18 protein-coding genes are annotated in these 20,723 nt (G+C 74.9%); 13 read left to right on the top strand and 5 right to left on the bottom strand.

Annotated elements, in window-relative coordinates:
* Positions 1-115: 115 nt before the first annotated feature.
* Positions 116-1,045 (bottom strand): IniB N-terminal domain-containing protein, encoded by a 930-nt coding sequence (locus ABGB16_RS21705; RefSeq protein WP_347669927.1) that lies wholly within the window; start codon positions 1,043-1,045, stop codon positions 116-118.
* Between the two features lie 292 nt (positions 1,046-1,337).
* Between ABGB16_RS21705 and ABGB16_RS21700 the strand changes: the two genes are divergently transcribed.
* A complete protein-coding gene (locus ABGB16_RS21700) occupies positions 1,338-2,621 on the top strand; it encodes an Hsp70 family protein (RefSeq protein WP_347669926.1) in 1,284 nt (427 codons plus the stop codon).
* Entirely contained in the window at positions 2,618-5,158 is a 2,541-nt protein-coding gene (locus ABGB16_RS21695) for a LuxR C-terminal-related transcriptional regulator (RefSeq protein WP_347669925.1), read from the top strand. The genes ABGB16_RS21700 and ABGB16_RS21695 overlap by 4 nt, the downstream gene beginning before the upstream one ends.
* 71 nt (positions 5,159-5,229) lie before the next feature.
* Here the strand turns inward: ABGB16_RS21695 and ABGB16_RS21690 are convergent, their stop codons facing one another.
* From ABGB16_RS21690 to shbA, 3 genes are all read right to left on the bottom strand, one after another.
* Positions 5,230-6,138: an N-acetylmuramoyl-L-alanine amidase gene (locus tag ABGB16_RS21690; protein ID WP_347669924.1), complete on the bottom strand. Its 909-nt coding sequence runs from the start codon at positions 6,136-6,138 to the stop codon at positions 5,230-5,232.
* Between the two features lie 260 nt (positions 6,139-6,398).
* On the bottom strand, positions 6,399-7,316 hold the full coding sequence (locus ABGB16_RS21685; protein WP_347669923.1) for an anti-sigma-D factor RsdA: 918 nt from the start codon (positions 7,314-7,316) through the stop codon (positions 6,399-6,401).
* Positions 7,313-7,891: an RNA polymerase sigma factor ShbA gene (gene shbA / locus ABGB16_RS21680; RefSeq protein WP_347669922.1), complete on the bottom strand. Its 579-nt coding sequence runs from the start codon at positions 7,889-7,891 to the stop codon at positions 7,313-7,315. The genes ABGB16_RS21685 and shbA overlap by 4 nt, the downstream gene beginning before the upstream one ends.
* 137 nt (positions 7,892-8,028) lie before the next feature.
* On the opposite strand from shbA, the gene ABGB16_RS21675 reads away from it, so the two are divergent.
* The 10 genes from ABGB16_RS21675 to ABGB16_RS21630 are packed head-to-tail and all read left to right on the top strand — an operon-like array spanning position 8,029 to position 18,695.
* Positions 8,029-9,021 (top strand): ABC transporter ATP-binding protein, encoded by a 993-nt coding sequence (locus ABGB16_RS21675; RefSeq protein WP_347669921.1) that lies wholly within the window; start codon positions 8,029-8,031, stop codon positions 9,019-9,021.
* Complete coding sequence (locus ABGB16_RS21670) at positions 9,018-9,788, top strand: ABC transporter permease (RefSeq protein WP_347669920.1); 771 nt, start codon at positions 9,018-9,020, stop codon at positions 9,786-9,788. Before ABGB16_RS21675 ends, ABGB16_RS21670 begins: the two co-directional genes overlap by 4 nt.
* A 1-nt stretch (position 9,789) precedes the next feature.
* A complete protein-coding gene (locus ABGB16_RS21665; RefSeq protein WP_347669919.1) occupies positions 9,790-10,587 on the top strand; it encodes an ABC transporter permease in 798 nt (265 codons plus the stop codon).
* A 2-nt stretch (positions 10,588-10,589) separates the two neighbouring features.
* The gene (locus ABGB16_RS21660) at positions 10,590-11,897 is read left to right on the top strand and encodes an MCE family protein (protein ID WP_347669918.1); all 1,308 of its coding nucleotides are present in this window, start codon (positions 10,590-10,592) and stop codon (positions 11,895-11,897) included.
* Positions 11,894-12,928, top strand: coding sequence for an MCE family protein (locus ABGB16_RS21655; protein ID WP_347669917.1), 1,035 nt, complete (start codon positions 11,894-11,896; stop codon positions 12,926-12,928). The genes ABGB16_RS21660 and ABGB16_RS21655 overlap by 4 nt, the downstream gene beginning before the upstream one ends.
* Positions 12,925-13,905 carry an MCE family protein gene (locus ABGB16_RS21650; RefSeq protein WP_347669916.1) on the top strand — a complete coding sequence of 327 codons (981 nt, stop codon included), beginning with the start codon at positions 12,925-12,927 and terminating at the stop codon, positions 13,903-13,905. Before ABGB16_RS21655 ends, ABGB16_RS21650 begins: the two co-directional genes overlap by 4 nt.
* Positions 13,902-15,149 carry an MCE family protein gene (locus ABGB16_RS21645; RefSeq protein ID WP_347669915.1) on the top strand — a complete coding sequence of 416 codons (1,248 nt, stop codon included), beginning with the start codon at positions 13,902-13,904 and terminating at the stop codon, positions 15,147-15,149. Before ABGB16_RS21650 ends, ABGB16_RS21645 begins: the two co-directional genes overlap by 4 nt.
* Complete coding sequence (locus ABGB16_RS21640; protein ID WP_347669914.1) at positions 15,146-16,573, top strand: MCE family protein; 1,428 nt, start codon at positions 15,146-15,148, stop codon at positions 16,571-16,573. The genes ABGB16_RS21645 and ABGB16_RS21640 overlap by 4 nt, the downstream gene beginning before the upstream one ends.
* Positions 16,570-17,814 carry an MCE family protein gene (locus ABGB16_RS21635; protein ID WP_347669913.1) on the top strand — a complete coding sequence of 415 codons (1,245 nt, stop codon included), beginning with the start codon at positions 16,570-16,572 and terminating at the stop codon, positions 17,812-17,814. The genes ABGB16_RS21640 and ABGB16_RS21635 overlap by 4 nt, the downstream gene beginning before the upstream one ends.
* A complete protein-coding gene (locus ABGB16_RS21630) occupies positions 17,811-18,695 on the top strand; it encodes a hypothetical protein (protein WP_347669912.1) in 885 nt (294 codons plus the stop codon). Before ABGB16_RS21635 ends, ABGB16_RS21630 begins: the two co-directional genes overlap by 4 nt.
* Positions 18,696-18,812: 117 nt before the next feature.
* On the opposite strand, the gene ABGB16_RS21625 is transcribed toward ABGB16_RS21630, so the two are convergent.
* Positions 18,813-19,769 (bottom strand): RNA-guided endonuclease TnpB family protein, encoded by a 957-nt coding sequence (locus tag ABGB16_RS21625; protein WP_347669938.1) that lies wholly within the window; start codon positions 19,767-19,769, stop codon positions 18,813-18,815.
* A gap of 81 nt (positions 19,770-19,850) precedes the next feature.
* Between ABGB16_RS21625 and ABGB16_RS21620 the strand changes: the two genes are divergently transcribed.
* Positions 19,851-20,378, top strand: a complete 528-nt coding sequence (locus tag ABGB16_RS21620; RefSeq protein ID WP_347669911.1) for a hypothetical protein — start codon at positions 19,851-19,853, stop codon at positions 20,376-20,378.
* Positions 20,379-20,723 lie beyond the last annotated feature (345 nt).

The following is a 20,723-nucleotide window of genomic DNA, read 5'->3' as shown; positions in this document are numbered from 1 at the left end:
CACCAAGTGTGCGGATTTCGGCTCAATTATCAAGAGGGGAACGGATGTGCACGCGCGACGGGCCGGACCGTACGACGTACGGTCCGGCCCGCGTGCCGCGGCGGCACCCCTCTTCTCAGAGCAGCCCGTCCGTGAAGCCGAGCAGTCCGCCCCCGGTGGAGGCCTGTGCGCCGCCGTGGACCTCGGCGTCGCCGCCCACACTGCCGCTCACGCTGCCGCTCGTACCGCCGCTGACACCCCCGGTGATGTCCGTTCCGGTCACTCCACCGAGCACACCGTCGACCTGGTCCGTGACGCCGCCCACCGTGCCCGGCACGTCCGGCGCGATCCCCGATCCGCCGAGCGAGTCGCCGACGCCGCCCAACTGGTCGCCGAGACCGCCGACCGCGCCCAGCGGGTCGTCGGCCCCGACGGAGCCGACCAGGCCGCCCGTGATGCCGAGGGCCGGGTCGAGGACGCCGGTGACCGGGTCGAGGCCGCCCCCGAGCACCCCGTCGACCGCGCCGTCGACCGGGACGACCACCGGGTCCGTGACGCCGGGGCCGACGAGACCGTCCACCGCGGAGCCGTCGACGAGGCCCGCGTCCAGGGTGTGCGCCACGTCGTACCCCGCCGACAGGTCCGCGCCGACGACCGTCGGGCTGGCGCCCACGGCGACACCGAACGGCAGCGCCGCCGCGGCGCCGAGCCCGGTCGGGTCGACGCTGATGGCGCCGAGCACGCCCGCGTTGACGTCCACGTTCGTGGTCGCCGTGGGGAGGGTGATCTGCTGCGCGACGCTCTGCAGCTGGCCGATGACGTCGGTCGGGTCGACCGCGGGCACGGTCGAGCCGAGCTGGTCGCCCAGCGGCGCCAGCGAGGTGACGCCCTGGACCGGCGCGTAGTCCACCACGAGCGGAACCACGTCCTGCACGTCCGCGGCCGTGATGTCCGTGAGGCCGGCCGCGCGCAGCGCACCCTCCGGATCCAGGTCGAACGCCGACCGGGCGTCGGGGTCGGTGAGCAGGTTGAGCACGAAGTCGTGCAGGGTCTGGCTGTCGTGCATCGACGGGTTCTCCTCGGACCTATTGCGTGGCTCGTCTGACACGATCGACAGTAGGCGCGGCCGTACGAACCGGACATCGGGGACGGGCCCCGTATCCGGCGGGGCCGGTCACTAGGGTCATGGCCCATCCTTCGTTAGGGGATTAGGGACGCCTGATCGGCTTGGTTAGGGAGCCGATAATGTACGAGCCCTGGTACGAACAGCGGCCGGTTCCGGTCCGACAGGGTGGGTTGCCGTTCGATGCCGGCGTGTTCGACACCGGCGTGCCACGTCACGGCGGAGGTGGGAGCGCATGCCGTACGTCCTCGGGATCGACCTCGGTCGCACCAGCACCGTCGCCGCCCTCGCCCGGCGACAGGGTGCCACCTGGGCGCGGCCCGAGGTGCAGCGGCTGCACGGGCAGTCGGCGGCCGTGCCGTCCGTGCTGCGGCTCGCCCCGGACGGGTCGTTCACCGTCGGCGAACCCGCGGGGCCGCCCGACGGCGCCGAGAACGGCCGCACCGCCCGGGACTTCGTCGCCCGCGTCGGCGACGACGTGCCGCTGATCGTGGGCGGCGAGACGTGCACGGCGCAGGCACTCGCCGCGGTGCTGGTCGCCTGGGTGGTCGAACAGGTGACCACGCGGGAACGGGCGCGCCCGGAGTCCGTCGTGCTCAGCCACCCGGCCGGCTGGGGGCCGTACCGCAGGGACCTGCTGCACCGGGCGCTGTGGGAGATCGGCCTGGCCGACGTGACCCTGCTGCCCCAGCCGATCACCGCCGCCGAGGCCCACGCCGCGCGCGGCTTCACGGGCGCCACGGCGGCCGTCTACTGCCTCGGCGGCACCGGATTCGAGGCCGGGCTGGTGCGTCGGGCCCCGCACGGCGGCTTCGAGGTGCTCGGCGTGCCGGCCGCCCTCGAACCGCTCGGCGGCGCGGACTTCGACGAGGCCCTGGCCGAGCACGTCCGGGACGCCCTCGGCCGGCCGGCCGCCGCCCGCGACCGGCGCCACGGGTTCGCGCCCGCGGACCTGCTCGTCCGCTGCGCGCGGGCCAGGCACGACCTGACCGTGGCGACGGACACGGACGTCGCCCTGCGGCTGCCGCACGGGCCGATCCGCGTCCCCGTGAGCCGTGCCGAGTTCGAGGAGCTGATCCGGCCGGCCGTGCGGACGACGGTGGAGCTGACCGCGCAGGCGATCCGGTCCGCCGGCCGGACGGCCGCCGACCTCGACGGCATCCTGCTGACCGGGGGCTGCGCGCGGATCCCGCTGGTCGCCGAGCTGCTCGCCGCCCGGTTCGCCCGCCCCGTGGAGGTGGAGGCCGACCCGCAGGCCACCTCCGCCGTCGGGGCGGCGCTGGCGGCCGGCCACGTCGTCGCGCCGCGTCCGATCAGGCCGCAGCCGCGACCCGGGCGCGACCGGGACGCCCGGGCCGGCCGCGCCGAGCCGGCCCGCCGCGCCGACCGGGCGCCGCAGCGGTACGCCGACGACCGGCCGGAGCCGCCGCCGCGGCCTCCCGTTCGGGTCGCGCCCCTGGAGCTGCCGAGCGCCTCCCGGCTGGCCGTCCTGCGCGGCCGGGGACGGGGCCGCCGATGACGACCGCGGCCGTCCTGCGCGCCCCGCACGACCTGCCTCTGCTGCTCGACGGGCCGAGCCGCGCGCTGCTCGCCGCGGTGGCCGCCGATCCGGACGCGCCGCTGGCCGTGGCGCTGGTCGGGCCCGGCGGCCACGGCAAGAGCACCCTCCTGCGGGAGCTGGCTCGCGCCTACGAGGCCGCGGGCGCGCGCGTGCTGCCGGTCGGGCCGGACACGGCGTCGCTCGACCCGGACGGCGTGCTCCTCGTCGACGACGCGCAGGCGCTCGACGGGGCGCGCCTGCGCGAGCTGCGCGCCCTGGTCGACACACGCCGCTGCCGGGTAGTGGCCGCCTACCGGCCCTGGCCCCGCCCGGCCGGGCTGGCCGAGCTGGCCGACGCGCTGGGCCGCAACGGGCGGTCGCTGCCGCTGTGCCCGTTCACCCGGCAGCAGACGGCCGCTCTCCTCACCCGCGTACCCGGGCTGCCCGCGCAGCCCGCGCTGGCGGACTTCGTGCAGGCGCAGACCGGCGGGGTGCCCCGCGACGTCGACCGCCTGGTCCGCGCACTGCGCGACCTGGCCGCCGCCGCGCCGGACGGCCCGCTGCGGCTGGAGGTGCCCGAGGCGGTCGTGCTGGGGTACGGCCCGGACCTGGCGGGCCTGGACCCCGACGTAAGGCAGCTGCTGCTGGCCGTGGCCGGCGGCGTGCCGCTGCCGGCGGACCTGCTCGGCGTCCTGTTGCGCCGTTCCCCGGACGCCGTCGACGAGCTGTCCGACCGGGCCAGGGCGGCGGGGCTGCTGGGCCCGGAGGACCGGCTCGCGCCGGTCGTGCGGCGCGCGGTCGCCGCCCTGAGCCCGGCCGCCCAGCGGGGCGAGGTCTGGCAGCGGCTGACCGAACTGCAACTGGCGCGCGGTGGGCCGCTGCTGCCGTTGGTGCGCTCGCTGCGCGGCGCCGGCGTGACCGGCGGCTGCCCGGCCGGCGCCGCCGAGGCGGCGGCCGAGGAGGCGCTGCCCGACGAGCCGGGCCTGGCGGCCGAGCTGTTCGCCGTGGCCGCCGCCGCCGGACGGCCGGTGACCGGCCGGCAGGCGCGGGCCGTCGCGCTCGCCGGTGACCTCGGCTCCGCCCTCCGGCTGGCGGACCGGCTGGTCGCCGTCGCCGACGCGGACCCCGCGGACCGGGCCGAGGCGGCGGCCGTGGCGGCGACCGCCCTGGTCCACTGCGGGCACCTCGGCCGCGCCGTGGAGCTGTACCGCTGGTCGGGCACGGCCTCGTCGGCGGCGTTCGCGGAGATCGGCGCCGTGGGCGTCGGGCAGCCGGTCGCGCCGGCCGCGCCGCCGGACGGTCCGCCCACCCTGCTCGCCAGCGCCGCGCTGTTGATGGCCCGCGGGACCAGGGAGAGCCTCACCGCCCCGGCCGCCGCGCTCTCCACGTTCGTGCAGGCGTCCGCCCTGCTGGAGCCGGCGGGCCGGGCGGTGCTGCTGCCGGACAGCCCGGCCGCCCTCGCGGCCCTGGTCGCGCTCGGCGGCGGCGAGCTGGACATCGGGGAACGGGTGCTGGAGCGGGCCGTGGCCCACCGGGTCGGCGGCCACCTGCTGGCCCGGCGGCACCGGCTGCTGCTGGCCTGGATCCTGATGGTGCGCGGCCGCACGGCGGCGGCGGCCGAGGCGCTGGCGGCGGCCGGCGGCGGCCCCATGGAGTTGCGGGACCTGCTCTTCGCCACCGCCCTGGAGGTCGGCATCGCGCGGCGGGAGAGCGACCTGCCGGCCCTGCGGCGCAGGTGGGAGCGCGCCGTCGAGGTGATTGTCCGGCACGCCGTGGACCTGTTCACGCTCCTGCCGCTGGGCGAGTTCGCCGTCGCGGCGGCGCGGCTGGGCGATCTGGACCGGCTCAACCCGTACCTGTCCGAGGCGCGCCTGCTGCTGGACCGGCTCGGCAACCCGGCGCTGTGGGCCGCGCCGCTGCACTGGAGCGGGCTGCACGCCGCGATCCTCGCCGAGGAGGCGGAGACCGCCGACGCCCACGTCGCGGCGCTGGCCCGGATGGCCGAGCGGAGCCGGTACGCCGCCGTCGTGTCGGCGGCCGCCGGATGCTGGGTGGAGGTGCTGCGCGGCGTCGTGGACCGGGAACGGGTGGAGGCCGCCGCCCGGGGCCTGCACGGCGCCGGGCTCTGCTGGGACGCGGCCAGGCTCGCCGGGCAGGCCGCGATCCGGACCGCCGACCGGCGGGCGATGACGGCGTTGCTGGACTGCGCGCGGATGCTGCAGGGCCGGTCGGCGGGGCCGGCCGGCGGCGGCCCGGGCCGGGGGGCCGCCGCGGAGGCGGTCGGCGGGGCCGACGAGGGCCGGCTCAGCGGGCGCGAGCAGGAGGTGGCGGAGCTGGTGCTCGCCGGCCTGACCTACAAGCAGATCGGCGACCGGCTGTTCATCTCGGCGAAGACGGTCGAGCACCACGTGGCCCGCATGCGCGCCCGGCTGAACTGCGCGAGCCGCGGCGAGCTGCTGGCGAGGCTGCGGGCCATCGTGCCCGACCGGGGTGCGGGCGGACCGGGCCGGGGCTGAGCCGGGCCGGGCCGGGGCTGAGCCGGGCCGGGGCTGGGACCCCGGCCCGGCTCAGGCGGTGCGGTGGCGGTTCAGCAGCGCGGCACGCCCGGGATGAAGCCGCTGTACCCGGTGTTGACGTACGCGTCGGAGACGTAGCGGTTGGTGCCGATCCGGTTCCAGATGCTCGTGGTGCCGTACGGGCCGGTGACGCTGGTGCCGGTGGCCTGGCAGTAGATGCTGACCGCGGCGCCCCCGTTCAGGGAGCCGACGACCGAGTAGCTGGTGCCCGGGCCGGAGCGCACGTTGAGGCTGGTGGTCCCGCTGTCGACCGTGCCGGAGCCGATGCCGGTGACGCCGTTGACCAGCTGCATGTAGTAGGTCCAGTTCCAGTACGGGCCGGGGTCGGTGTGGGTCGCCCCGGGCACCTCCTTGTGACCGATGATGTGGGCTCGATCCTTAGGGATGCCGTACTTGTTGGCGAGGTTGCGGGTCAGCGCGGCGGACGCCCGGTACATCGCGTCGGTGTACCAGGCCGGGTTGTCGACGTAGCCCTCGTGCTCGATGCCGATCGACTGGGTGTTGTACGTCCAGTTGCCGGCGTGCCAGGCGATGTCCTTCTCACGGACGGACTGGGTGACCGCCCCGTCGGAGGAGCGGAACGTGTAGTGCGCGCTGACCTGGGCCGCCGGGTTCTGGAACCAGCTGATGGAGCCGGCGTAGGAGCCCTGCGTGATGTGGATGACCACGTAGTTGATCCGGTGGCTGCTCGGCCGGCTGGCCACGGTGTAGTTGCTGGTGCTGGCCGGGGCCCACGCCGCCGGCCCGTAGTCGGTGCTCAGCGTGCCCACGCCGCCGGGCTGCTGGCGTACGCCGGCGTCCGCCGCGCTCACCGCGTCGGGCGAGACACCGGGGCCGGCGGGGGTGGCGGCGGCCGGCGTGGCGGCGCCGAGGGCGACGGCCAGGGCCAGCGGGGCAACCGCCCATCGTGTGACTCGCATCGATCATCGCCTCCATGCATAGATCTCGATGTAAGGCGAGACGATAGGCCCCCGAAGGAAAGATGTCTACGGTCCCGAGCGGGATGATCGAAGGAATGTTGCGTGGGCGCGCGGACCGCGCCATCGTGATGTCACAAACTTCGATCTGTCAATGACCCGCCCGGGCGTGCCGACCGGCCCGCCTGCGGCACCCTCCGGGCAGACGCCCGTCGGCGCCGCCGCAGAGTGCGTGACGGGCGCGGTCGACCGACCCGACCCTGTCAGTCGAGCAGGCCGCCGCTGGGCAGCGGCAGGCCGGGCAGCCCGGGCAGCGACGGAAGGAGCGGTGACGTCGGGAGCAGCCCGGGCAGCAACGGCAGGGGCGAGGGCCCGGAGGTGGCCGAGGGCGCCGGGGCCGGGGTCGCCGACGGCCGCGGCAGGGGCGCCGTCGCGCCCGGCGACGCTTCGTGGCTGGCGCCGCCCGGGCCGCCGGTCGTCGGGGCGGCGGGCACCGGCGCGGGGCCCGCCGGCGAAGGCTGCGCCGGGGCGGCCGCGTCGAGGTCGCGCAGCACGCTGTCCAGTTCCGCCCGCAGCCGGGCCGCGACGGCCGGATCGGTCACGCGGGCCAGGTCCCGCCGGGCCCGCCCGACCAGCTCCCGGGCCGCGTCGAGCCGCCCCGCCGCGAGGGCCTCGCGGGCCCGTCCGATGGTGTGCTCGACGGCGCGGACCTCGGCCTGCTCGGGGTACAGGACCTTGGTCAGCGACCACAGCGGACTGCTCGGCCCGGACTGCCGGCTGGCGGCCCCGAGCCCTGCGGCCAGCACGAGCGCGGCGGCCGCGGCGGCGGCGAGCCGCACGCCCCACCGCCCGGGCCGTCGTGACCGGGCTGGCCGGGACGCCCGCCGTCGCCCGCCGGCGACCGTCGGGCCGCCGCCGCTGGCGGGCGTGGCGTCAGCGCCGGGCCCGAACATGTCCTCGTGGGGAAGGCCGGCCCCGTCGGCGGCGGGCTCGAACAGGTCCGCGTCGGGAAGGTCGGCTCCGTCGGCGAGGAGGTCGGCGCGCCAGGCGGCCAGCATCGCGGCGAGCGCGTCGCCGTCGGTCGGCTCCTCGCCCCGGCCGAGCGCGTCGAGAAGCAGGTCGTCGCGGGCGACCGTGGCCAGTTCCGGCTGCCCACCGCCGTCCGACCCATGCTCCGTCATGCCGCCACCTCGCCCAACCGCTCGCCGGCAAGCGTACGGAGCCGGGCGAGGGCCCGGGACTGGGCCACCCGGACGGCCGCCGCGGACATGCCGAGAATCGTGCCGACCTCCTCCGCGGTGAGGCCGACCGCCACGCGGAGGGTGACGATCTCCCGTTGGGTGGCGGGGAGGCGGTCCAGCAGCACCGAGATGCGGCGGGCCAGGTCCGTGGCGAGGGCCTGCTGCTCGGGCCCGGGCGCCGCGTCCGGCCGGTCCGGCAGGGCGTCGGTGGCGGTGACGGCGGAGTCGCGCACCGCCGCCCGCTGCGCGTCGGCCACCTTGTGCGCGGCGACGGCGAAGACGAACGCGGCGAACGGCTTGCCCTGCTCCCGGTAACGGGGCAGGGCCCGCATCACCGCCAGGCACACCTCCTGGGCGATGTCGTCGGCCGTGGTGTACGCCCCGCCGACGCGCCCGAGCCGGGCCCGGCAGTAGCGCACCACGCGGGGGTGGAACTCCGCGAGCAGGTCACCCATCGCTGCCCGGTCGCCCTCGGCGGCCCGACGGACGAGCGCTGGCTCGATGGTTGTGGTCATTGGGTGCGAGACACTTTCGTTGCCGACCGGTCAACGGCACCGTATCGATACCGTGAGCGATTTGCATAGCCGCGAAGAATTCTGTTACACGCCATCGGCCCGGCGCGATGTCCCAGGTGTCGGAAGGGGGAGGACGCATGGGCGTCGAGGTGGCCGTGCAGGGGCTGACCAAGTCCTTCGGTGGCCAGCCGGTCTGGTCGGACATCAGCCTCACCCTGCCCGCCGGGGAGATCTCGGTGCTGCTGGGCCCGTCCGGCACCGGCAAGTCCGTGTTCCTGAAGACCCTGGTGGGGCTGCTGCGGCCCGACCGGGGCTCGATCTGGATCGAGGGCAGGGACCTGCCCCGGCTCGCCGAGCGCGAGCTGTACGAGGTGCGCAAGCTGTTCGGCGTGCTGTTCCAGGACGGCGCCCTGTTCGGCTCGATGAACATCTACGACAACGTGGCCTTTCCCCTGCGTGAGCACACCCGCAAATCGGAGTCCCAGGTCCGCGCCGTCGTCGCGGAGAAGCTGGAGATGGTCGGCCTGACGGGCGCGGAGAAGAAGCTGCCCGGCGAGATCTCCGGCGGGATGCGCAAGCGGGCGGGCCTGGCCCGGGCGCTCGTGCTCGACCCCCGCATCATCCTGTTCGACGAGCCGGACTCCGGCCTGGACCCGGTGCGCACCGCGTACCTGAACCAGCTCATCATCGACCTCAACCAGCAGACCGGGGCGACGTTCCTGATCGTCACGCACGACATCAACACGGCCCGCACGGTCCCGGACAACATCGGGCTGATCTACCACGGGCACCTGGCCATGTTCGGGCCGCGCGAGATGCTGCTGTCCAGCACCGAGCCGGTGGTGCGGCAGTTCCTCAACGCCCAGCGCATCGGCCCGATCGGGATGGCCGAGGAGAAGGACGCCGACGAGCTGCGCGCCGAGGCCGACTCGGGGGTGGAGCTGCCGCCGCTGCCGCCCATCCCACCGCAGCTGCCGCCATCGAACGGCCTGCCCCGCCGGGCCGAGCGGCCACCGGGGCAGTGGTGCCGGGACAACGGCGTCACCCCACCGCCGGGCTCGTTCGCCGACGCGGGGAACGCCGCCGGGCCGGGCCGGCACCGCGGCGAGCTGGGGCAGGTGGCCGGATGAGCCGCCCCACCGCCACCCTGCGCCGTTCCGGCGAGTTCTTCGCGTTCTGCCTGGACGCGCTGCGCGGCCTGTTCCGCCGGCCGGTGCAGGTGCGCGAGTTCGTCCAGCAGGCGTGGTTCATCAGCTCGGTGTCGATCCTGCCGGCCGCGCTCGTCTCCATCCCCTTCGGCGCGGTCATCGCCCTGCAGCTCGGCTCGCTGGTCCGCCAGCTCGGGGCGCAGTCGTTCACCGGGGCCGCCTCCGTGCTCGCGGTGGTCCGCGAGGCCGGCCCGATCGTCACCGCGCTGATCATCGCCGGCGCGGGCGGCTCGGCGATCTGCGCCGACCTCGGCTCCCGCAAGATCCGCGAGGAGTTGGACGCGATGCAGGTGCTGGGCATCGACCCGATCCAGCGCCTCGTGGTGCCCCGGGTGCTCGCCTCGATGCTGGTGGCCGTGCTGCTCAACGGGCTGGTCAGCGTGGTCGGCGTCAGCGGCGGCTACCTGTTCAACGTGGTCCTGCAGGGCGGCACGCCCGGGGCGTACCTGGCCAGCTTCCAGGCCCTGGGGCAGCTGCCCGACCTGCTCGTCGGCGAGGTCAAGGCGCTGCTGTTCGGCGCCGCCGCCGCGCTGGTCGCCTGCTACAAGGGGATGACCGCGCGCGGCGGCCCGAAGGGCGTCGGCGACGCCGTCAACCAGAGCGTGGTGATCACCTTCATGCTGCTGTTCGCGCTGAACTTCGTCGTCACGGCCGCGTACTTCCAGCTCGTGCCGCAGAAGGGGAGCTGACGTGCTGCGTGTCCTCGACGACCTGGGCGGCCAGCTCGCCTTCTACCTGCGGGCGTTCGCCTGGGCGCCGCGCACCGTGCGGCGGTACAAGCGCGAGGTGATCCGGCTGCTGGCCGAGGTGAGCTTCGGCACCGGCGCGCTCGCCGTGCTCGGCGGCACCGTCGGCGTCATCTGCTTCCTGACGTTCTTCACCGGCACCGAGGTGGGACTGCAGGGCTACCAGGCCCTCAACCAGATCGGCAGCAGCGCCTTCACCGGCTTCGTCTCGGCGTACTTCAACACCCGGGAGATCTCCCCGCTGGTGGCGGCGCTGGCGCTGTCGGCCACCGTCGGCTGCGGGTTCACCGCCCAGCTCGGCGCGATGCGGATCTCCGAGGAGGTGGACGCCCTCGAGGTGATGGGCGTGCCGTCGCTGCCGTTCCTCGTCACCACCCGCATGATCGCCGGGTTCGTCGCGGTCGTCCCGCTGTACGTGATCGGGCTGCTCTCCAGCTACCTGGCCACCCGCACCATCGCGGTCTTCTACTTCGACCAGTCCGCCGGCACCTACGACTACTACTTCCACCTGTTCCTGCCCCCCGGCGACGTGCTCTGGTCCTTCGCCAAGGTGCTGGTGTTCAGCGTGATCGTGGTGCTGGTGCACTGCTACTACGGCTACACCGCCAGCGGCGGCCCCGCCGGCGTCGGCGTCGCGGTCGGCCGGGCCGTCCGGCTGGCGATCGTGGCGGTCAACATTGTGGACTTCTTCCTGTCGCTGGCCATCTGGGGCGCGACCACCACCGTCCGGATCGCGGGGTGACCATGAAGGATCGCATCCTCGGCATCGTCTTCGTCGCCGTCCTGGTCGCGGCGCTCAGCGCGTCCGTGCTGCACTACAACAAGGCGTTCACCCCCGTCGACCGGGTCACCCTGCGCGCCGACCGGGCCGGCCTGCAGCTGAGCGAGGGCGCCGACGTCAAGCTGCGCGGCGTCGTCGTCGGCGAGGTGCGCTCGGTCGGCAGCGACGGCGCCGGCGCCACCATCGGGCTGGCCCTGGACCCGGCCGCCACGCCCCGGATCCCCGCCGCCGTCACCGCGCGGCTGCTGCCCAAGACGCTCTTCGGCGAGCGGTACGTCGAGCTGGTCCCGCCCGCCGGCGACGCCGGCCCGGCCATCGCCGCCGGCGCGGTCATTCCCCAGGACCGCAGCCGTACCGCCGTGGAGCTGGAACGCGTCATCGACGAGGCGCTGCCCCTGCTCCAGGCGATCCGGCCCGACCAGCTCGCGGCGACCCTCGGCGCCATCGCCACCGCCCTGGAGGGCCGCGGCGAGCAGCTCGGCGCGAACATCGCCCGGCTCGACGCCTACCTGCGGCAGCTCAACCCGGCGATGCCGGTCATCGCCGAGGACGTCCGCAAGCTCGCGGCCGTGCTGGACAGCTACGACGCGGCGCTGCCCGACCTGCTCGCCCTGCTGCGCGACGTGACCGTCACCGCCCGCACCGTCAGCGACCAGCGCGACGAGCTGGCGGCGTTCCTGGCCGACGCCACCGGCACCGCCGACGTGGCCCGCGGGTTCCTCGACCGGCACGACGGCCAGCTCATCGCCCTCGGCCGGGTGAGCCGGCCGGTGCTGGAACTGCTCGCCACGTACGCCCCCGAGTACCCGTGCCTGATGGACGGCCTGGTCGCCCTGCAACCCCGCGTCGAGGAGGTCTTCGCGAACGGCCGGATGCACATCACGCTGGAGGTCACCCGCGACGGCGGCCGGTACGAGAAGGGCCGCGACGAGCCGGTCTACGGCGCCCGCAACGGCCCGCAGTGCCACGGGCTGCCCCGGCCGAAGCAGCCCGCACCCGAGGTGCCGATCAACGACGGCTACGACTACGGCCCCCGCAAGCCTTCGCTCCTCCCCGTCGGCCCGCTGCCCGGCCTGTCCACCCCCGCGAAGCCGGCCACCCCGCCCGCCGCCGGCTCGCCCGAGATGGGCCAGGCCGGCACCGAGGAGGAGCGCGCCCTGGTCAAGCCCCTCGTCGGGGCCGTCACCGGCACCCTGCCGGCGGAGGTCCCGGACATCGCGGTCCTGCTGTGGGGGCCGCTGCTGCGCGGAGCGGTGGTGAACGCCCGATGACCTCGAAGACGACCGCGCCGCTGGTGAAGCTGCTGGTCTTCGCCGCGGTGACGGTGCTGCTGACCGCGCTGCTCGCCCAGACCCTCGGCGCGTTCCCGAACTCCGGCGTCACCTACCGGGCCCGGTTCACCGACGTCACCGGCCTGCTGGCCGGCGACGACGTGCGCATCGCCGGGGTCAGGGTCGGCCGGGTCAGCGGGATCCGGGTGGTCGAGGACACCGTCGCCGAGGTGGCCTTCACCGTCGAGCGGGACATTCCCCTCGCCACCAGCGTCCGCGCCAAGATCCGCTACCGCAACCTGGTGGGCCAGCGGTACGTCGCGCTGAGCGAGGGGGCCGGGGACGGCCGGCCGCTGCGACCGGACGGGCTCATCCCGCTCGCCCAGACGTCCCCGGCGCTGGACCTGACCGCGCTGTTCAACGGCTTCCGGCCCCTGTTCACCGCCCTGAACCCCGACGACGTCAACAAGCTCGCGTACGAGATCATCCAGGTGCTCCAGGGCGAGGGCGGCACCGTGTCCAGCCTGCTGCGGCACGTCGCGTCGCTGACCAACACCCTCGCCGACCGGGACGCCGTCATCGGGCGGGTCGTCACCAACCTCAACAGCGTGCTCACCACGCTGGCCCGCCGGGACCGCGACCTCGACCAGACCATCGGCCAGCTCCAGCAGTTCGTCTCCGGGCTCGCCGCCGACCGCAGGGCCATCGGCGAGTCGCTGGTCAGCATCGGTGAGCTGACCACCGTCACCGCCGACCTGCTCGACGACGTACGACCGCCGCTCGCCGCCGACGTCCGGCACCTCGGCGAGCTCGCCGACACGCTCGACCGCAACGCCGCCGTCATCGAGGGCACCCTCGGGCGGCTGCCCGACCGGTACCGGTCGCTGACCCGCGTCGCCTCCTACGGCTCCTGGTTCAACTTCTACCTCTGCGACTTCGACGGCACCGTCGCGGTCGCCGGCCGTTCGCCGCTGGACGTGCCGACCCTCAGCGCCCCCGCCGCCCGCTGCAGCACCGGAGGCAGCCGGTGACACCGTTCCGGGAACGCAACCCCGTCGTGGTCGGCGCGGGCGGGCTGACCCTGCTCCTCGCCGTCCTGCTCGGCGCGTTCCAGCTCGACCGGCTGGCCGCGCTGACCGGCCGCGACTACCAGGCGGCCTTCCGCGACGCCAGCGGCCTCGCCGCCGGCAACGAGGTACGCGTCGCCGGTGTCCGGGTCGGCGAGGTGACGGCCGTGGAGCTGGCCCGCGACGCCGGCCTCTACGTCCGGGTCCGGTTCCGGGTGGACGACGACAGCGTCCACTTCGGCGCGCAGACCGGCGCCACGATCCGGATCAAGACGGTGCTCGGCCAGAAGTACCTCGCCCTGTCCCCGGCCGGGCCGGGCGAACTGCCCGAGGGCGCGCGGATCCCGCTGGCCCGCACCGCCGCCCCGTTCGACGTGGTGCAGGCCGTCACCGGGCTCGCCGACACCCTCGACCGGGTCGACACCGACCAGCTCGCCGCCGCCTTCGCCACCCTGTCCGAGACGTTCGCCGACACCCCCGCCAGCGTCGACGCCTCGCTGGTGGGGCTGTCCCGGCTCTCCCGCACCGTCGCCAGCCGCGACGCCGAGCTGCGCTCCCTGCTGGCCCGCGCCCGGGAGGTCACCGCCGTGCTCGCCACCCGCGACGAGGAGTTCCGCCGGCTCGTCGCCGACGGCGAGGCGCTGCTGACCGAGGTGAGCCGCCGGCGCGACGCCATCCACAAGCTGCTCGTCGGCACCGACGAGCTCGCCACCCAGCTCTCCGGGCTGGTCCGCGACAACCGCACCCAGCTCGAACCGGCGCTGCGCAAGCTGCGCGAGGTGGTCGCCGTCCTGGAACGCAACCGGGACGACCTGGAGCGGACCATCCGGAGCATGGCCCCGTTCGTCACCGCCTTCGCCAACGTGGTCGGCAACGGCCGCTGGTTCGACTCGTACGTGGCGGGGCTGGTCCAGGTGTACCAACCGACGGGAGGCCGATGATGTCCCGATCCCCGCGGCGCTGGCGGCCCGTCGCCGCCGCCACCGTCCTGCTGGTCGCCGTCGCCGCCGGGTACGTCGTGCTGCGTCAGGGCCCGCCGCCGAAGCGCGTGGTCGCGTACTTCACCCGCGCCGTCGGCGTGTACCCCGGCTCGGACGTGCGGGTGCTGGGCGTACGCGTCGGCGAGGTGGTCGCCGTGACCCCGCAGGGCCGCACGGTCAAGGTGACGATGGAGTACGACCCGGAGTTCGACGTCCCCGCCGACGCGCAGGCGGTCATCGTGCCGCCCAGCGTCGTCAGCGACCGGTACGTGCAGCTCACCCCCGCGTACGCCGGCGGCGCCGCGCTGCCCGACGGGGCCGAGATCACCGTCGACCGGACCGCCGCGCCGATGGAGATCGACGACATCTACCAGGCCCTCGACGAGTTCAACCGGGCGCTGGGCCCCGAGGGCGCCAACCGCGACGGCGCCCTGTCCGACCTGCTCGCCACCGGCCGCGCCAACCTGGAGGGCAACGGACAGGACCTGCACGACACCCTCGACGGGCTGTCCAGGGCCCTGACGACCCTCGCCGACGGCCGGCAGGACCTGTTCGGTTCCGTCGCGAATCTGCAACGGTTCACCACCGCGCTGGCCCGCAGCGACCAGCAGGTGCGCGCGTTCAACCAGCAGTTGGCCGACGTCGCCGAGCAGCTGTCCGGGGAGCGCGAGGAGTTGGCCGCCGCGCTGCGCAACCTCGCCACCGCGCTCGCCGACGTCACCGCGTTCGTCAAGCAGAACCGGTCCGCCCTGACCTCCAACGTCGAGGGGCTGGCCAACGTCACCGGCGCGCTGGTGCGCCAGCAGCGGGCGGTCATCGAGATCCTCGACGTCGCGCCGCTGGCCATGAACAACCTGGCCCTGGCCTACAACCCGCGCTCCGGCACCCTGGACACCCGCGACAACGTGACCGGCCCGTACGACCCCGTCGGGTTCGTCTGCTCGCTGATCGCCGACCAGCTCCCGGCCGCCCAGGTCCCCCAGAAGTGCCTGGCGCTGGCGCGGACCCTGCACTCACTGGGACTGCCCATGACCGACCAGCTGCGCAAGCTCGCCAAGCTGCCGGCCGCGCCCCCGGCCGCCGACGCCCCGAAGCCGGGCGGCGAGCCGCCGGCCGCGCCCGCGGCCCCGGCCCCCGACCCGCTCCCGGCCGACACCGGCGGCAGCGACCCCACCCTCGGCGGCATCCTGCGGGGGCTGTCGTGACCGCCCGGGCCGCGCGCGCCCTGGCCTGCGCCCTCGCGGTGGCCCTGCTCCCGGCCGGCTGCGGCCTGCCGGACCTGGCCGACGTGCCGCTGCCCGGCGGCGCCCCGAAGGGCGACGGATACTCGGTAACCGCCGAGTTCAGCGACGTGCTCGACCTGGTCCCGCAGGCCGCCGTCAAGGTCGACGACGTGACCGTCGGCAGCGTCGAGCGGATCTCCCTGTCCGGCTGGACCGCCCGGGTCACCCTGCGCCTCGGCAGGGACGTGCGCCTGCCCGCGAACGCCACCGCCGCCGTGCGGCAGAGCAGCCTGCTGGGGGAGAAGTACGTGGCCGTGGCGGCGCCGTCCGGCGGGGCGGCCACCGCCCGGCTCGCCGACGGGGACGTCATCCCGCTGTCGCGCACCAGCCGGGGCACCGAGGTGGAGGAGGTCCTCGCGGCGCTCGGCCTGCTGCTCAACGGCGGCGGCCTGGCCCAGCTGCGGACCATCAACCGGGAACTCGCCGCCGCCCTCGACGGCCGCGAGCCCGCCGTCCGGGACGCGCTCGGCCAGCTCGACACGTTCATCGGCGGGTTGGAGAAGCAGAAGGCCGATCTGGTCCGCGCCATCGACGCGCTGGACCGGCTCACCGGCCGGCTCGACCGGCAGAAGCAGGTGCTCGGCGACGCGGTGGACTCCCTGGCGCCCGGCCTGACCGTCCTGGCCCGCCAGCGCGCCCAGCTGACCGACGCGCTGACCGCCCTCGGCGAGCTGGGCGAGGTCGGCACCCGGGTCGTCAACCGCAGCCGCGACGACACCCTGGCCAGCGTCAAGGCGCTGCAGCCGATCCTGGAGCAGCTGGTCCGCGCCGGGGACGACCTGCCGAAGTCCATGGAGTTCATGCTGTCGTTCCCGTTCCCGCCGAACGTCGACGGCGCGATCGTCGGCGACTTCGTCAACCTGTCGATCACCGCCGACCTCGACGCGTCCTCGATCCTGGCCAACCTGCTCGCCGCGGCGCCCCCGCCCGCGGCGGCGGGGAATCCGTCGACCGGCGCCGGCCCGCCCCGACCCCCGGCGGCCGGCGGTGGCGCCACGCCCGCGCCGAGCCGTCCCGGGGACAAGCCGGGCAAACCAGGCTCCGGCTCCGACCTGCCCATCCTCGACTGCCTGCCCGACCTGGACGACTTCCCGTCGGTGTGGACGCCGCCGGAGGACTGCCTGTTCCCGGAGGGCTGCGTCCTGCTCAAGCCCGGCTCGAAGATCCCGCTCGGCGGGCTGATCCTGCCGAAGGGACTGGTGCCGCTGGGCACGGTCTTCCCGGTCGGCACCGAACTGCCGGCGGGGACGATCATGTCGGCCCAGTGCGTGCTGCCGGTCACCGGCGCGATCGACGGGGTGATCGGCGGCCTGACGGACGTCCTGGGGGGAGGGCTGCTGCCGTGATCAGACGCACCGCGAAGCTGCAGGTCCTGGCGTTCGTCCTGGTGAGCCTGCTCGGCATCGGCTACGTCGGGGTCCGCTACGTCGGGCTCGGCGACCGGCTGCTCGGCGGGGCGTACGTCGTCCACGTCGACCTCGCCCGCGCCGGCGGCATCTTCCCCAACGCCCCCGTCACCTACCGGGGGGTGCCCGTCGGCCGGGTCACCGCGGTCAACCTGCACGGCGCCGGCGTGCGCGCCGACCTTCGGCTGCGCCGCGACGTCCAGGTGCCGGACGACCTGCGTGCCGTGGTGACCCAGCGCTCCGCCGTCGGCGAGCAGTACGTGGACCTGCGGCCCGAGCGCGACACCGGCCCCTATCTCGCCGACGGGGCGGTGATCCCCGCCGACCGCACCGGCGTTCCGCTCGCCCCGGAGACGCTGCTGGCCAACCTCGACGCCCTGGTGCGCTCCGTCGACCCGGACGACCTCGGCGTGCTGATCACCGAGCTGGGCACCGCGTTCGAGGGCAACGAGGCGGCGCTGGCCCGGATCCTCGACGCCGGGGACGCGCTGCTCACCGACGCGACCGACCGGCTGCCGGAGACGCTCGCGTTGATCCACGACGGGCGTACGGTGCTGACCACCCAGGCGGAGTCGTCCGAGGCGCTGCGCCGCTGGGCGAAGGGCCTGGCCGAGCTGGCCGCGACCGTCCGGGCGAGCGACCCGGATCTGCGTCGACTGCTCGCCGCCGGCCCGCCGGCCGGGGCCGAACTGGTCGCGCTGCTGCGCGGGCTCGAACCGACCGTCGGCACCCTGCTCGGGAACCTGGTGACTGTCAACGGCATCGCCGTCCGGCGACTGCCCGGCATCGAGCAGCTCCTGGTGGCGTACCCGATCGCGGTCGCCGGCGGCTTCACGGTCACCCCCGGCGACGGCACCGCCCACCTCGGCCTGGTCGTGAACCTCAACCACCCGCCGTCCTGCGTGTACCGCGGCGGCGGCACGCGGTGCTCCGCCGCCGACCAGGCGGCCGGTGCCAGCGTCCGGGGCGCCGACAACGCGCCTCGGCCGGGCGGCCGGGAGCCGACCTCCGCGTCGCCCGCCCCGCCGCCCGCCGCTGGACCCGGCGGGTACGACCCCGGCACCGGCCTGGTAATCGGCGCGGACGGCCGGCCGCTGCAGCTCGGCGGGACCGGCGGGCAGGCCCGCGTGACGGGGGACCAGTCGTGGAAACAGTTGCTGCTGGCGGGGGTGACGCCGTGACCGGAAACGAGGAGGCGAGGGCATCGATGCAGGGCCCCAAGGACCGCCCGCTGCGGGTCATCAAGGGTGCCAAGCCCGCCACGCCCGGCCGGGCCTCGCCGCGCCGGCTGGTCGCCCGGCGGGTGCCCCGGCAGGCGGGGCCGATCGAGGAGATCCTGGAGCGGCTCGACCGGGAACCCGTCGAGGACCCGGCCGGGGCGGGCGACCTCACGCCCGACGGTGAGCCGGCGCCGGCCGGGAAGCTCACGCTGGCCGAGGCCCCGACGCCGGACGCGGACCGGGCCGACGGGGACGACCGGGCCGACCGGGCCGACGGGGAGGCGGGCGCCGACGACGCCCCGCAGCGGGCGCACCGGGGCCGCGACGTCGCCCGCCCCGCGCCGGTCCTGCCGCCGCGACCCGGCCGGCTGCGCGTCGGCCTGCTGCTGGTGCTGCTGGCCGCCGCCCTCGCCGGGGCCGGCGTGACGGGCCACCGGTGGTACGTCGACCGGGCGACCGACCAGGCCCGGCAGGGCGCCCTCGCCGCCGCCAAGCAGGCCAGCGTCAACTTCGTCTCGGTCAGCGCGGCCAGCGTCGACCGGGATCTGCAACGGGTCACGGCCGGGGCGACCGGCGAGTTCAAGGAGGAGTTCACCCGGGGGCAGGCGCAGGTCCGCGCCGCCGTGGTGGAGAACCGGGTGGACTCGCGGGGCTCGGTGCTGCGGGCCGGCCTGGTCTCCGGGGACCGCAGGCGAGCTGTCGTGCTGGTGGCGGTCGACGCCACCGTGAAGAACGTCAAGGCGCCCGAGGGGCGGCCGTCGCACTACCGGATCCAGCTGGACATGGTCCGCGACGCCGACTCCGGCCGCTGGCTCGTGGCCCGCCTGCAGTTCGTGGGTTGACATCCCCGGCCCTGATGGGTCGGGATTCCCCCGGTTGCCCGTGGGGTTTCCTGCTTCGTCACCGACTGCCCGCCCGGAGGAACTCCGTTGAGGTCTTACACCAGCTCCACAGGCGTTTTACCTGTCCGCCAGCCCGGCGGCCAGAAGGTTTCTCGCTGCGTTGACGTCCCGGTCATGGGTCGCACCGCACGGGCATTCCCACGATCGGATGTGCAACGGCAGGGATTCGATCAGTCGCCCGCAGTCGGAGCACAGCTTGGACGACGGGAACCAGCGGCCCACCGCCACCAGGGTGCGCCCGTACCAGGCGGCCTTGTACTCCAACATGGCCCGCAGTTCCGACCAGGCCGCGTCCGAGATGGCGCGGGCCAGCCGATGGTTGCGCAGCATGTTGCGCACCGTCAGGTCCTCGACCACGACCGTTTGGTTCTCACGGACGAGTCGAGTCGACAGCTTGTGCAGGTGGTCCCGCCGCCGGTCGGCGATGCGGGCGTGAATCCTGGCAACCCTCACGCGGGCTTTGGCGCCGTTGCGGGAGCCTTTCTCCTTGCGGGCCAAGTCCCGCTGGGCCCTGGAGAGTTTCCGCCGGTCGGCCTGCTCGTGTCGAGGGTTGGTAATCTTCTCCCCGGTGGACAGGGTCACCAGACTGGTCAGTCCCGCGTCGACGCCGACCGCCGCGTCAACCGGCGGGAGTGGTTGGACGGTCGGGTCCTCGACGAGCAGCGACACGAACCAGCGGCCGGCCGCGTCCAGGGACACGGTGACCGTAGATGGTGCCGCGCCGTCGGGCAGCGGACGCGACCACACAATGCGCAGCGGCCGCGCCTGCTTGGCCAGAGTAAGACGCCCGTTACGCCACGCGAATGCCGACCGGGTGTACTCGGCGCTGGCCCGGGACTTCCTCTTGGACTTGAACCGGGGGTATCGGGCGCGCTTGGCGTAGAACGCCGTGTAGGCGGCGTGCAGATGCCGCAACGCTTGTTGCAGCGGAACGCTGGACACCTCGTTGAGGAATGCCAACTCCTCCGTGCGTTTCCATTCGGTCAGGGCCGCCGACGATTCCGCGTAGCTGATCGTACGGCGTTAGCGGCGTTTCCTTCCGGCCCTGAACGGCCGGGTTTCCACGCCGCAACTCCGATGAGAAGGGGGAGACTCGTGCGTACCCTGGTCGAGTTCGCGCGGCGGCTGCGCGTGCCGCGGCGCCGCTTCCGCCGGATCGGCGCCGTCCCCGCGCTGGTCGCCGCGACGGTCCTCGCGGCCGCCGTCGCCGGCCTCGCCTGGTGGGGTCACCACCGCACCGAGCAGCGGGACGCGGCGGTACGGCAGGCGCTGGCCACCGCCCCGGCCGCCGCCAAGGCGATCTTCTCCTACGACTACCGGACGTTCGACGACAGCATCGCCAACGGCCGGACCTTCGCCACCGGCGCGTTCGCGCAGGAGTACGCGCAGACGACGGCGGCGCTGAAGGAGACGGCCGCCAAGCAGCAGGCGGTGGTGGCCGCCGAGGTGTCCGCGACGGGCGTGGTGACCGCCAGCGCCGACCGGGTGGAGCTGCTGGTGTACCTGAACCAGTACCGGCGCAACGTGAACACCGCGGGGGAGAAGGTCGACCAGAACCGGGTGGTGCTCACCCTGGTCCCGATCGACGGTGAGTGGAAGGTCTCCCGGGCGACGGCGATCTGACGATCACCCCGTGGTTGCCCCGCCGGCCTGCCGAGTCCTTGCCCCCGACGTGCCGCTCGCCGTCACGCTTCGTAGATCTCCGGTTGGCAGGCTGGCGTACGCATGGGCTCCTTTGCTCTGCACCCACCGACGCGACGGTAACCCAGGGCCACCGCCTCCTGCGTGGGTCGGGCCGGTGCGGTGGCCGTACGCCCTGCTCAAGCGGGTGCTGCGGATGCGGGTGCAGAGCAAAGGGCGGACGGGGTCGGGTCGGGGTCGGGTTGGTCGTCACGTACCGTGTCCGTGACGCGAGGCGTGACGACGCGTGATCGGCGACGGGACGTCAGGCCCGGCCGGCGCGGCGCG

This window comes from Micromonospora sp. B11E3 (assembly GCF_039871625.1).
GTDB lineage: Bacteria > Actinomycetota > Actinomycetes > Mycobacteriales > Micromonosporaceae > Micromonospora.
Note: the sequence above shows the minus strand (reverse complement) of the source record. Positions and strands in the feature narration are given on the sequence as shown.